The 12,142-nt window shown below is 69.4% G+C and carries 12 protein-coding genes and 1 tRNA gene; 10 read left to right on the forward strand and 3 right to left on the reverse strand.

Annotated features, from left to right (window positions below; genetic code table 11):
* The first annotated feature begins 14 nt into the window (after positions 1 to 14).
* The 7 genes from gyrA (at position 15) to HZF19_RS13810 (ending at position 6,047) form a co-directional block, all read left to right on the forward strand.
* Positions 15 to 2,480, forward strand: a complete 2,466-nt coding sequence (gene gyrA / locus HZF19_RS13780; RefSeq protein ID WP_208029372.1) for a DNA gyrase subunit A — start codon at positions 15 to 17, stop codon at positions 2,478 to 2,480.
* Positions 2,481 to 2,618: 138 nt separating this feature from the next.
* Entirely contained in the window at positions 2,619 to 2,894 is a 276-nt protein-coding gene (locus HZF19_RS13785; RefSeq protein ID WP_208029373.1) for a pilus assembly protein TadG-related protein, read from the forward strand.
* A 165-nt stretch (positions 2,895 to 3,059) separates the two neighbouring features.
* A complete protein-coding gene (locus HZF19_RS13790; RefSeq protein ID WP_208029374.1) occupies positions 3,060 to 3,722 on the forward strand; it encodes a DUF3566 domain-containing protein in 663 nt (220 codons plus the stop codon).
* A gap of 17 nt (positions 3,723 to 3,739) precedes the next feature.
* Positions 3,740 to 3,813, forward strand: a tRNA-Ile gene (locus HZF19_RS13795).
* A 50-nt stretch (positions 3,814 to 3,863) separates the two neighbouring features.
* Positions 3,864 to 4,001: a hypothetical protein gene (locus tag HZF19_RS13800; RefSeq protein WP_208029375.1), complete on the forward strand. Its 138-nt coding sequence runs from the start codon at positions 3,864 to 3,866 to the stop codon at positions 3,999 to 4,001.
* A gap of 14 nt (positions 4,002 to 4,015) precedes the next feature.
* A complete protein-coding gene (locus tag HZF19_RS13805) occupies positions 4,016 to 5,005 on the forward strand; it encodes a saccharopine dehydrogenase family protein (RefSeq protein WP_208029376.1) in 990 nt (329 codons plus the stop codon).
* Between the two features lie 196 nt (positions 5,006 to 5,201).
* Entirely contained in the window at positions 5,202 to 6,047 is an 846-nt protein-coding gene (locus tag HZF19_RS13810) for a sigma-70 family RNA polymerase sigma factor (protein ID WP_208029377.1), read from the forward strand.
* 65 nt (positions 6,048 to 6,112) lie between these two features.
* Here HZF19_RS13810 and HZF19_RS13815 read toward each other — a convergent pair whose 3' ends face one another.
* From HZF19_RS13815 to HZF19_RS13825, 3 genes are read right to left on the reverse strand one after another with little or no spacing between them, the layout of a single operon-like run.
* Positions 6,113 to 6,808 carry a DUF1775 domain-containing protein gene (locus HZF19_RS13815; RefSeq protein WP_208029378.1) on the reverse strand — a complete coding sequence of 232 codons (696 nt, stop codon included), beginning with the start codon at positions 6,806 to 6,808 and terminating at the stop codon, positions 6,113 to 6,115.
* Positions 6,808 to 8,613 (reverse strand): copper resistance CopC/CopD family protein, encoded by a 1,806-nt coding sequence (locus HZF19_RS13820; protein ID WP_208029379.1) that lies wholly within the window; start codon positions 8,611 to 8,613, stop codon positions 6,808 to 6,810. The genes HZF19_RS13815 and HZF19_RS13820 overlap by 1 nt, the downstream gene beginning before the upstream one ends.
* 28 nt (positions 8,614 to 8,641) lie before the next feature.
* On the reverse strand, positions 8,642 to 9,430 hold the full coding sequence (locus HZF19_RS13825) for an inositol monophosphatase family protein (protein WP_208029380.1): 789 nt from the start codon (positions 9,428 to 9,430) through the stop codon (positions 8,642 to 8,644).
* A gap of 51 nt (positions 9,431 to 9,481) precedes the next feature.
* Here HZF19_RS13825 and HZF19_RS13830 point away from each other — a divergent pair, with 51 nt between their 5' ends.
* From HZF19_RS13830 to HZF19_RS13840, 3 genes are read left to right on the forward strand one after another with little or no spacing between them, the layout of a single operon-like run.
* Complete coding sequence (locus HZF19_RS13830) at positions 9,482 to 10,735, forward strand: cytochrome P450 (protein WP_208029381.1); 1,254 nt, start codon at positions 9,482 to 9,484, stop codon at positions 10,733 to 10,735.
* Between the two features lie 9 nt (positions 10,736 to 10,744).
* Positions 10,745 to 11,845, forward strand: a complete 1,101-nt coding sequence (locus HZF19_RS13835) for a Zn-dependent alcohol dehydrogenase (protein ID WP_208029382.1) — start codon at positions 10,745 to 10,747, stop codon at positions 11,843 to 11,845.
* Positions 11,846 to 11,866: 21 nt separating this feature from the next.
* Complete coding sequence (locus tag HZF19_RS13840) at positions 11,867 to 12,142, forward strand: 2TM domain-containing protein (protein WP_208029383.1); 276 nt, start codon at positions 11,867 to 11,869, stop codon at positions 12,140 to 12,142.

Raw genomic sequence — 12,142 nt, forward strand, 5'->3', positions numbered from 1 at the left:
GGGATGCCGCTGCCATGACCGACGTGATTCCCCCCGACGACGGCGAGACCCGAGCAGGGCTCGACGTCCAACAGATCGAGATCCAGGAGGAGATGGAGCGCTCCTTCCTGGACTACGCGATGTCGGTCATCACGGCGCGGGCGCTGCCCGACGCTCGCGACGGTCTCAAACCGGTGCACCGCCGGATCCTGTGGGGCATGTACGACTTGCGCGCGCTGCCCGACCGGCCCACTCTCAAGTGCGCCCGGGTCACGGGCGAGGTGATGGGCAAGTACCACCCGCACGGCGACAGCGCGATCTACGACGCGCTGGTCCGGATGGGGCAGGACTTCTCGCTCCGCCATCCTCTCATCCACCCGAAGGGCAACTTCGGCTCACCGGACGACCCGCCTGCCGCGTCGCGCTACACGGAGTGCCGGCTGGCCCCGATCGCGCTGCAGATGCTCGAGGGCATCGACGAGGAGACGGTCGACTTCGCCGACAACTACTCGGGTGAGTTCACCGAGCCGGTCGTGCTCCCAGCCCGCTTCCCCAACTTGCTCGTCAATGGCAGCCAGGGCATCGCGGTCGGCATGGCCACGAACATCCCCCCGCACAACCTCGCCGAGGTCGTCGAGGCGGTGATCCATCTCCTGGACCACCCCGACGCGACCCCGCAGGACCTCATGCAGTTCGTGACCGGTCCGGACTTCCCCACCGGCGGTCTCATCATGGGCCGTCAAGGCATCATCGACGCGTACACCACCGGGCGAGGCTCCATTCGCATCCGGGGCAAGGCCGAGATCCAGGAAGGCACCCGCAACGACCAGATCATCATCACGGAGCTTCCCTACCAGGTCAGCCCTGACGCGGTGCTCACGAAGGTTCGGGACCTCGTCGAAGCCCGCGAGCTCGAGGGCATCGCCGACCTGAACAACGAGTCCGCCAAGGGTCAGCTCCGGTTGGTGGTGAAGCTCAAGAAGGACGCACCCGCACTCGTGGTGCTCAACAACCTCTACAAGCGCACGCCGCTGCAGACCAACTTCGCGGTCAACTGCGTCGCGCTGGTCGACGGGGTGCCACGCACGCTCAACCTCCGCGACGCGCTGGTCGCCTACATCGATCACCAGGTCGAGGTGATCACCCGCCGTTCGCAATTCCGCCTCGACAAGGCCCGAGCTCGGGCTCACATCGTCGAAGGTCTCATCAAGGCCCTGGACCTCATCGACGAGATCATCGCCACCATCCGCGCTTCCGACGACAAGGCCGCGGCCCGCACGGCGCTGATGGCCGAGCCGTTCTCGTTCAGCGAGGTGCAGGCCGAGCACATCCTCGATATGCAGCTCTCCCGGCTCACCCGTCTCGGTCGCACCCAGCTCGAGGAGGAGCTGGCCGAGCTGCGGGAGACCATCGCGGAGCTCGAGGCCATCCTGTCCGACGAGGGTCGACTCCGGGGCGTGATCAAGACCGAACTGGGGGAGATCAAGGAGGGCTACGGAGAACCTCGACGCAGCCAGATCACCTTCGATGTGGGCGACCTCGACATCGAGGACCTGATCGAGGACGAAGAGCTCGTGGTGACGATGTCGGCGAAGGGCTACATCAAGACGATGGCGTCCGACGTCTTCCGCACCCAGAGCCGAGGGGGTCGCGGGGTAGCGGGCGCGAAGCTCAAGGACGAGGACTACGTCACTCACATCATCCACACCTCCGCGCACGCGTACCTGCTGTTCTTCTCCAGTCGCGGGCGGGTGTACCGGCTGAAGGCGCACGAGATCCCGATGAAGGAGCGCACCGCACGGGGCACGGCGATCGTGAACCTGCTACCGCTCCAGCCGGGAGAGACGATCCAGTCGATCATCGACACCCGGGACTACGAGACGAATCGGTTCCTGTTCTTCTGCACGAAGAACGGCCAGGTCAAGAAGACGAAGTTCACCGAGTACGACTCGTCGCTGAGGACCGGACTGATCGCACTGAACCTTCGCGAGGGTGACGAACTGGTGAAGGTGATCCCCACCAATGGCACCGACGACATCTTCCTCGTGAGCCGGAAGGGCATGGCGATCCGCTTCTCCGAAGAGGAGGTGAGGGCCATGGGACGGGCGGCGGCAGGCGTGCGCGGCATGCGGCTCAAGGAAGGCGACCAGGTCGTCTCCTGTGACGTGGCTCGCGACGACGCCAGCATCCTGATCGTCACCAATGGTGGATACGGCAAGCGCACCCAGCTCGACAGGTTCAACCGGCAGGGCCGGGGCGGCCAGGGGGTGCGCGGCATCAAGCTCACGGCGAAGAAGGGCGAGGTGGTCTCCGCGTTCATGGTCGGCCTCGATGACGAGATCTTCGTGATCGCGTCGAGCGGGGTGGTCATACGCATGCCGGTGCGGCAGATCTCGTCCCAGGGCCGCGATGCGACCGGGGTGCGAGTGATGAACCTCGACCCCGACCAGGTCGTCGCGGCGGTGGCGCCGGTGCTGCAAGCCGACGACGATCAGAACTGATCACTCGCTCGCCCGTATCGCCGGCTCGAGCCGGTTGTCTCTTCCCCCGCCTGCTGTCGCTAGCGGAAGGACACGCGGATGGGAGAAAGACGGGCTACACGGGCGGCGGTCGGTCGAGCCTGCGTTGATACCGGGCAGGTGGCTCCGCTGCTCGCGCTGGTGGTGATCGTCGCCGCCGTGGGGATGTTGTTGATCGCTCGGGTGGCGGCGACCGCCGGCGAGCGAGCCCGGGCCCGCAACGCCGCCGATGCGGCGGCTCTGGCAGGGGTGAGCGGCACCGAGGCGGACGCCAGGTCGTTGGCGGAGCGGAACGGTGGCGTGCTCGTGCGCTTCGTGCGGGTCGAGCGTGTTGTGGAGGTCACGGTCCGGGTAGGGGGCTCCCGTGCCTCAGCACGGGCCACCCGAGAAGGCTGAACCGCAGGACCCGCCATCGTTGCCGAGGACGCCCGCCATGCCGTCGGGAACGGGTGTGCCCCGGCGGCCGGTCGTCCCTGGGCGGTCGGTCCAGGAAGCCCGTTGGATGATGGTCTGGACGGTGCGGGAGAGCTCACCCTACGTGATCCCGTACACTTCCGGGCGATGGCGACCGATCCCCTCCCCGCCCGATCGGCGGGCGACGACGCGTTCCTCGACGAGCTGGCGGCGTCGGTGGTGGTGTCGGAGGCGATCCTCGATCCCCCGGCCGGTGCGACGGCCCACGGCGGTGGGGTCAACGGAGAGCGGTATGGCGAGGAGACGTCGAGCCGCCCGCAGCCCACGTCGATCCCCACCGGGGTGCCGCTGCAAGCCCGGCAGGTCGAGCGGCTCGTCCGGGGAGTCCGTCTGTGGTCGGTGCTGCGGGTGTCGCTGGTCTTCTACAGCTGCCTCTGGTTGGTGACCACGGTGGCCGGCGTGATCCTGTGGCGGATGGCGCTCTCTGGCGGCCTGCTCGACAACGCCGAGAGCTTCCTGGCCGAGATGCTGTCCCTGGAGTCGTTCTCGATCGACGGTGGAACGGTGCTGCGCGCCTCGGTGTTCGCCGGGGTGGTCTTCGCCGTCGCCGGCACGACGATGACGGTCCTGCTGGCCTTGCTGTTCAACTTGATCAGCGAGCTCACCGGCGGGATCCGCCTGGCCGTGGTGGAGCTCGAGACCGCTCGTCCGGTCACCGCCGACGATCTGCGCGGCGGCAGGCTGCCGGCTCGGTGGGCTCGACGCGCGGCGCCCCGTTCGGGCTCGCCGGCCGCCGACCGCGTCCGCTAGCGTTCATCCTCCGGTACGGGGCTATAGCTCAGTCGGTTAGAGCGCATCCCTGATAAGGATGAGGTCGCTGGTTCGATTCCAGCTAGCCCCACCCCCAGCGCACGCCTGTTGCAGCGCTCGACGACCTCCGGAGACCCGCCCATGAAGATGGTCCGCAAGGCACTGATCGCCGTCGGCCTGGCAGGCATCGTCGCGGCGATCTTGCGGTTGCGAGGCACGGGCGGCACCCCTCCCAAGGATGGGGGCTGGCGAGAGCTGGCTGGCCCCGAGCTGAGCTGACCGGGGTCACGACGATGCGTGTCGCCGTCCTGGGGGCGGGTGCGGTGGGTGCCCGCCTGGCACGCCAGCTCGTGTCGACCGAGCAGGTGTCGGAGGTGGTGCTGCGAGACCCGAACCGGTCCCGCCTGGAGGACGTGGCCCGCTCGCTCGGGGAAGGTGCGATCGCCGACCAGTCCGGCTTGCTCGAGCCCCTCGACGCTGAAGTGGTCGTGCTGGCCGGCGATCCAGGCGCTCACGACGTCCTCGCAGCTCGGTTCCTGCGGGCCGACCAGCACGTCGTCTCGGTGAGCGACGACCTCCGGGACGTGCGGGCGTTGCTCGAGCTCGACAGCGAGGCGCGGGAGCGGGGCCGGGCGGTGGTGGTCGGGGCGGGGTTCGCCCCCGGGCTCACGTGTGTGCTCGCGGCGCACGGCGCGCGCCGCTTCGACGCGGTGGACGAGGTTCACGTCGCCAAGGTCGGCACCGGTGGGCCGGCGTGCGCCCGCCAGCACCACCGAGCGCTCGGTCGCATGGCTCTCGACTGGCGGGAGGGTGGCTGGGTGCAACGACCTCCCATGTCGGGGCGGGAGCTGTCATGGTTTCCTGACCCGGTCGGCGCGCAGGACTGCTACCGCGCCGCGCTCCCCGACGCCCTGCTGCTCGTCCCGGCGTTCCCGGGGGTCCAGCGGGTGACCTCTCGCGTGGCCGCCACCCGTCGCGACCGCCTCACCGCTCGTCTACCGATGCTCTGGCCGACCCATCCCGAAGGTGGCCCGGGCGCGGTGCGGGTGGAGATCCGGGGCCGACGAGGTCGCGCTCGTGAGGTGGTCGTGTTCGGGGCGATGGACCGGCCGGCGGTGGCAGCGGGAGCGGTCGCGGCGGTGGCCGCGTGGTGGGCGGCCGAGGGCCGGCTCGCTCGCCACGGAGCTGCCGGGCTCGCTGAGCTGGCGGAACCGCTCCCGTTCCTGCTCGAGCTGGGCCGCCGCGGTGTGCGTGCCGCGGTGTTCGAGGGCGACGCGCCGTGAGGGCCCGAAAACGGCCCATCTAGTGCGTTCGACCTAGGCCTGGTCACGGTTCGCGCGACTGATGGTTTCCTGCGACACGTAGCGCGCGCCCTCGCGTTGCGGATACATGACGTCTCGGGTGCTTGCCCTCCGCTCTCCTAAAGTCGCGCTGCCTGGTGGACGAAAATCTCGGGGCGTTGTGACTGGGAGGGTCCGCATGCGAAGCGACAAGGGCGAGGCTCACGATCTCACCGCGTTGATCGAAGAGCATCTCCCGCTCGTGAAGCACATCGTGTTCCAGGTAGCCGTGCACTTCCCGCGTCACGTCGATCGGGACGAGCTGGCACGAGCAGGCGCGCTCGGACTGGTGGAGGCCGCCCGGCGGTACGACGAAGCCCGGGGTGTGCCGTTCGACCGTTTCGCCGCGCAGCGCATCCGCGGTGCGATCCTCGATGCCGTACGAGCCGCCGACTGGGCTCCCCGCTCGGTGCGCACGCTCGCCCGGAAGCTCGAGTCGGTCGAGCAGCGCCTCGCCACCCAGTTGGGTCGGCTGCCAGGTCCGGCGGAGATGGCCGAGGCGCTGGGCATGACCCGGGCAGAGTTGGCTCGGCTGCAGGACCGACTGTTCCGTTCGGTGGTCCTGGCACTCGAGCACGAGGTGACCGACGACAGCGACGAGGACCTCACCCTGGTCGACGTGCTGTGCGACCGGGCCCAGGTCGAGCCCCTGGAGGAGCTCGAGACCCGCGAGCTCCACGCCTACCTGCGTGATGCCGTCGAGCTCTTGCCGGAGCGGCAACGGTTGGTGATCGTCGGCTACTTCCTCGAAGGTCGCAGCTCGCAGGAGCTCGCTCGCTTCCTCGGGGTGACCGAATCGCGAGTGTCCCAGCTGCGCTCCGAGGCCCTGGCCATGCTCAAGGAGGGCATCGAAGCCCAGTACTCCGGATCGGTGACCGCTCCGGAGCAGGCGAGCGGGCGGGTGGCCCGCCGGAAGGCGAGCTACGCGGCAGCGATTGCCGATGCCAGCGCGTGGCGGAGCCGGCTCACCTCGGTCGCCGTCTGAGCCGGGTCAGCCTCCCGGGTCGAAGCAGTCGATTTCGCGTCGCTACCAACCCCTCCGGTGAGCAGTCATCCGGGCCGGCGGTGGCGGAGGTAGAGCACCGCTGCTCCGCCGACGAGGACGGCGACCACCACGCCGAACACCACCAGCCCGGCGGTGCTCGCGGGCGAACCCTCGTCGGTGATCGCCGAGCTGGGAGCCGTCGACGGTGGAGCGGTCGACGCCGGTGCCGTGGTGGTGGTGGTCGTGGTGGTGGGCGGGGCGATCGAGCGGGGCAGGGTGATCGAGGGGGCGACGTTGGGTGGCTCGGCGGCGCCGGGGGCGGGTACCTCGACCCAGGCCTCCTCGAGGTCACCGCACTGCTGGATGGTCTTCAACCAGATCGTCTCGCCGGCTTTGCCCCACACCCGCATCGTGGCGGTGAAGGTGATGCGCTGGCGGTCTGGCACCGACCCGCCGCTCCAGCCGAACTGGTCGGTCCCGAGGTCGACGACCCAGCCCGGTTGTGCTTGGGGGGTCACGTCGGCGACGTTGCTCGGGATCTGCACGCGCAGTGCGTTGGTGGGCCGACCCTGGCAGCCGTGGTCGAAGGTGAACTCGACGGTGACGATCCCGTCGTCGGTGACCTGTGTCGCCTTGGCGTTCACGTGCGCTGCGGCCACCGACGGGAACAGCAGCGAGCCAATGATGGCGGCGAGGGCCGAGCATGCGGCGTGGCGCACGGCGGCGGCGACTCGAGTGGCGTTGGCGTTCGATGCGCTCATCAGGTGATCTTCACGCGAAAGGTCGTCCGTTGCAGGTCGAAGTCGGTGAGCCGGGCGACGAGGCTGACGTCCCAGGTGCCGGCCAGCGGCATGTCGGCATCGCTCACCAGGAAGTGCCCAGGGCCGGCTCGCGGCACCTCCAGACGTAGCGGGCCGACGCCGCGCTCGGGCAACTCGAGCTCCACCGTCAGCGAGCGGGGCGCGTCGACGGGTCGACCCGACTGGTCGAGGTACTGCACGTGCATTGCATTCGGGCCCACCGCAGCGGGGGTGACGACCAGATTGACCTGGTAGGAGCCTGCCGGCAGGGTCTGGTTGAAGACCACGGGGCTGGTGGCGATCGCGTCGCGGGGGGGTGTGGTGTAGACGAGTACGGAGGTGATCGCCAAGACCACCACGATGCCCAGCGCTTCGACCCGCACGGTCGTCGCGAGCCGTGACCACGCGGGTGAGCGTGAACCGGTCTGGACGGTCGTGGCGAGGACGGTCGGCGACCCCGCCTCGGCGGGCTCCTCGATCGCGGTGGGCCCGGGTCCGTCGCGGAGGTCGCCATCGTCCTGATCACGCAGGTCGGCCTCGATGTCGGGCACGAGACGGGAGCGGTTGTAGGCGGCGATGCCGACGATGGCGAGGGTGGCGAAGACCTTTGCCAGCACGAGGCGCCCGTAGGTGGTGGATCCCAGCGCCGAGCGGGAGCCCACCTCCTGCCAGGCGAGGATCGCCCCTGCCAGCACCAGCAGGACGAGCGTGACCGCCGCCAGGCTGGAGAACCGTGCCACCACGGCGGCCGTGGAACGCAGTAGCTGAGGATCCTCCGGTGCGTCTCTGAGCCGCCGCCGCAGGAGGAGGGCGAGCCCGACCAGCCCGCCGAACCACACCGCTGCCGTGATGGCATGCAGGGCATCAGCCGCGAGTGACACCGCCACGTCCGGTGCCTGGCGGCTGTGACCCCAGAAGATGAAGGCCATGGCGACCGCGAGCGCGCCGTAGAAGGCCAGCACTTGAGCGACGACCAAGCGGGTGGTGTCGGTGGAGACGTGCACGACGGCCAGCCCGATGAGCAGGACGACCGACTGCCAACCGAGGCCTTCGGCCAGCGCGCCCCGAAGGGTGGCGAGATCGGTCATGGCAGCGAGCCCTCGACCAGTGGTGAGCGCCGCCTGCAGCCCGATGGTGGTGACGGTGGACAGACCGGCGACGAGCGCGGCGACGCGCACCACGGGGGTCAGCGACCAGCGGTCCGCACGCTGGTCGTGGACGAATGCCAGGAAGACGGCCAGGCCTGCTGCCAGCAAGGCAGCCACGTAGGTCACGAACCGGCTGACGGTGGCCGCGACGTCGTAGGCGGTGTCGCCCGAGGAGGTGAGTGGAGCGACGCGGGCCTCGTCGATCTCGGTGCCTTCACCTACGCCGAAGACGAACGCACCGCTGATCGGGTGGCCGTCGGCAGAGACCACCCGGTAGCTCGCGACGTAGGTGCCGTCCGCCAGTCCGGGGGGGAGTGACACCGTCAGGGTCTCGCCGGAGCCGGAGAGCGTGCTGTCGCCGTTGTCGACCTGGTCACCCTCGGCGTCGAGGACCCGGAGCCCGCCCAGATCGGTTGAGACCCGTTCACTGAACTGCACGGTGACCCTGCTCGGTGGCTCGGCGAGGACCTGTCCGCCAGCGGGGTCCGTGGCGACGACGACCGCGTGGGCCGAAGCGGGCGTGGCGCCGGCGAGCAGCATGCCGAGGATCACGGTGGTCGTGGCGAGCAGGGCGGTGACGATCCGCAGCGACGTGCTGGTGCGGGCGCTGGCGCGCATCGATCCATCGTGGCGCACCAGAGGGTGGTCAGGACAGTCGGCTCCGATCGAAGAGTCCCAGCACCTCGTGGTGGACCCGGCCGTTGGTGGCGACACCCGACAGCGCGACGGACCCGTCGAGCATGAGGCTCTCGTCGCCCTCGACGGTCGTGAACCGCCCGCCGGCTTCGCTGATGATCACCGGCATCGGGGCGATGTCCCAGATGGCGACCCGGGGATCGAGCATCGCTTCGGCTCGCCCGGTCGCCACCAGCGCGAACCCGTAGCCGTCGCCCCAGGTCCGCAGGAGCGCACCTGAGGCCCGGACCGCCTCCAGGTGTTCAGGGGCCCAGGTGCCAAGACCCGAGGTGCACACACAGCCACCGTCCAGGGTGGGCCGGTCGCTGACCCGTGCGGGTCGCCCGTCGAAGAAGCATCCGAGGCCGCGCGCCGCGTACACCGTCTCGCCGAGTGCGGGGAGGTTGATGACCCCGACCGCGGGGCCCTCGTGGTCATAGAGCGCCAGCAGGTTGCTGTAGAGGGGAACGCCGTGGGTGAAGGCCTTGGTGCCGTCGATCGGGTCGATGATCCAGGTGCGCCCGCTCGAACCGCGGGAGTCGGGCTCCTCCTCACCGATGACGGCGTCATCGGGGTGGCGGGCCGCGAGTTGCTCCCGCAGGAACCGTTCCGCGGCCCGGTCGGCTGCGGTGACCGGGGTGCCGTCACCTTTGTGCTCGATCCCCAGTTCCTCGTCGTGGAACCACTGCAGCGTCAGCTCACCCGCGGCCCGGGTCAACGCCACCGCCTCGTCGAGCAGCGCCTGTGTCATCGAGGTCATGGCCTGATCTTGGCAGGGCTAGGGTCGGCTTCGCCGGAAAGGGGACTGGCCATGCCCGTCGTGTTCAACCCATTCGAGCCGGGGTTCTTCGATGACCCGTATAACCAGTACCTGCAGCTCCGAGAGCAGGACCCGGTCCACCTGAGTCCCTTGGGCCTGTGGATGCTCTTCGACTACGACGACTGCTTCGCGCTCCTGCGCAACCCCCGCACCAGTGTGGACTTCGCGAACGAACACGAGCTGTCCACCGAGGCCCGGGCCGAGCGACTACGGATGTTCCAGGAGCTGTTCCCGGATCGCAGCCCTCGGGAGAGCACGGGCATCCTCTTCGTTGACCCCCCCGACCACACCCGACTGCGCAGCCTGATGTCGAAGGTGTTCACGCCGCGCCGCGTCGAGCAGCTCCGGGGAACGGTGCAGGAGCTGGTCGACGAGTTCCTCGACGAGGTCACGACCGAGGGGCGAATGGATCTCATCGCCGACCTCGCGTTCCCGCTCCCGTTCACCGTGATCTCGGAGATGCTGGGCATGCCCGAAGCCGATCGCCTCCAGCTCCGCGAGTGGTCGCACGCGATGGTCAAGATGCTGGACCCCATCCTCACACCCGAGGAGATGAGGTCGGCGGTGACGGCCGCGGAGCACATGTTCGACCACATCGCCGAGGTGATCCGCTGGAAGCGGGACCACTTGGCCGAGGACCTTCTCTCCGCGCTGATCACCGCTGAGGAGGACGGCGACGTGCTCTCCTCGGAGGAGCTCACGGACCAGGTCAGCCTCCTGTTCGTCGCCGGACACGAGACCACCGTCAACCTCATCGGCAACGGGGTGCTGGCCCTGCTGCGGAACCGTTCCCAGCTCGAGCTGCTGCAGCGCGATCACTCGCTCGATGCCAACGCGGTGGACGAGCTCCTCCGTTACGACAGTCCGGTGCAGTTCTCACGCCGGATCACACTGGAAGAGGTCCGTTTCGGCGATCGGGTCATCGAGCCGGGCCGGTTCGTCATGACCTGCCTGGGTTCGGCGAATCACGACCCGGCCGTGTTCGGCCCTGATGCGGACCAGCTCGATGTGCGCCGTGCGACCGCGGGCCGGCACCTGGCGTTCGGGAGCGGCATCCACCACTGCCTGGGCGCCGCACTCGCCCGGCTGGAAGGCCAGGTGGCCATCGGCACGCTGGTGCGGCGATTCCCCGACCTGGACCTCGCCACCGATCAGCCCCGCTGGAACAACCGCATCGTCCTGCGAGGCCTGGAGGAGCTGCCGCTGACCTTCACACCCACCACGGCTCGGGCCCGGGCTGGCTAGGGTCGAACCATGCGTGCCGCTGTCCTGGAGGCGTACGGCCAACCGCTTCGCATCTACGACGACGTGGAGATCGAGCCCCCGGCCGCCGGCGAGGTGCGGGTCCGGGTCCACCACTGTGGCGTGTGCCATTCCGATCTCAGCGTCGTCGACGGTCTGCTCCCCGCCCCCGTGCCGAGCATCCTCGGCCACGAAGCGGCAGGGGTCGTCGAGGAGGTGGGAGCGGGGGTTCGTGTCGTCGCGCCGGGCGACCCGGTCGTGCTCACCGCGTGCCCGCCGTGCGGGTCCTGTTACTGGTGCCAGCGGGGGGAGTTCAGCATCTGCGTGAACAGCTCGGGCTTGATGACCAGCACCCTGCCCGACGGTGGCACCCGCCTCAGTCGGCAGGGCGGCCTGCTGTACCGGGGGCTCGGCGTGGGAGCCTTCGGTGAGCTGGTCACGGTGCAGGAGGCGGCCGCGGTGCGGATCCCCGAGGGAGTCCCGCTGGATGTGGCCTGTGTGATCGGCTGCGCCGTGCAGACCGGGGTCGGCGCGGTGATCAACACCGCGAAGGTGGAGCCCGGTGCCACCGTGCTCGTGACGGGCCTCGGTGGGGTGGGCCTGTCGATCGTGCAGGGCGCGGTGCTCGCCGGCGCGGGCCGGATCGTGGTGAGCGACCCGGTGGCTGCCCGGCGCGAGGCAGCTCGCCGTTTCGGCGCCACCGACGAGCTCGACCCCGCCCAGACCGACGTGGTCGCCGCGGCGCTCGAGCTCACCGGCGGCATCGGCGCCGACTACGCGTTCGAGGCCGCCGGGAAGGTGGCGCTGCTCGAGACCTGCCTCCAGGCCACCCGCGCCGGTGGCACCACGGTCATCGTGGGTGTCCCCCCGATCGACGAGCCGCTCACCATCTCACCGGTCGCGCTGTTCCAGACCACGGAGAAGAAGCTCGTCGGATCGCTGCTCGGCAGCGTGCACGCAGCGCGCGACATCCCCCGCTTGGTCGCACTGTGGCAGGCCGGGCGCCTCGATCTCGACGGGCTGGTCACCTCCCGCCGTCCTCTCGCCGAGGTCAACGAGGCGGTCGACGACCTGCGCCAGGCCCGTGGCATCCGGACGGTGCTCTCGCTGTAGGCCTGATGGCAAGATGGCGAGATGAGCGACACCGATCCCCGCCGTGACGCGGCGATCCACCGGCTGAAGGCCAAGCGCGACTTGCGTACCAACCTCGTCAGCTACGTGGTCGTGAACGCCTTCCTCGTCTTGATCTGGGCGGCGACGGGAGCCAACTTCTTCTGGCCCATCTTCATCATCGGTGGTTGGGGTTTCGGTCTGGCCATGCACGCCTGGACGGTGTACGGGCAGAAGCCCATCACCGAGGAGGACGTGACCCGCGAGATGGAGCGTCGCGGCGGCGACGTCGTCGAGTGA

The sequence above is a fragment of the Rhabdothermincola sediminis genome, from assembly GCF_014805525.1.
Classification (GTDB): domain Bacteria; phylum Actinomycetota; class Acidimicrobiia; order Acidimicrobiales; family Acidimicrobilacustridaceae; genus Rhabdothermincola; species Rhabdothermincola sediminis.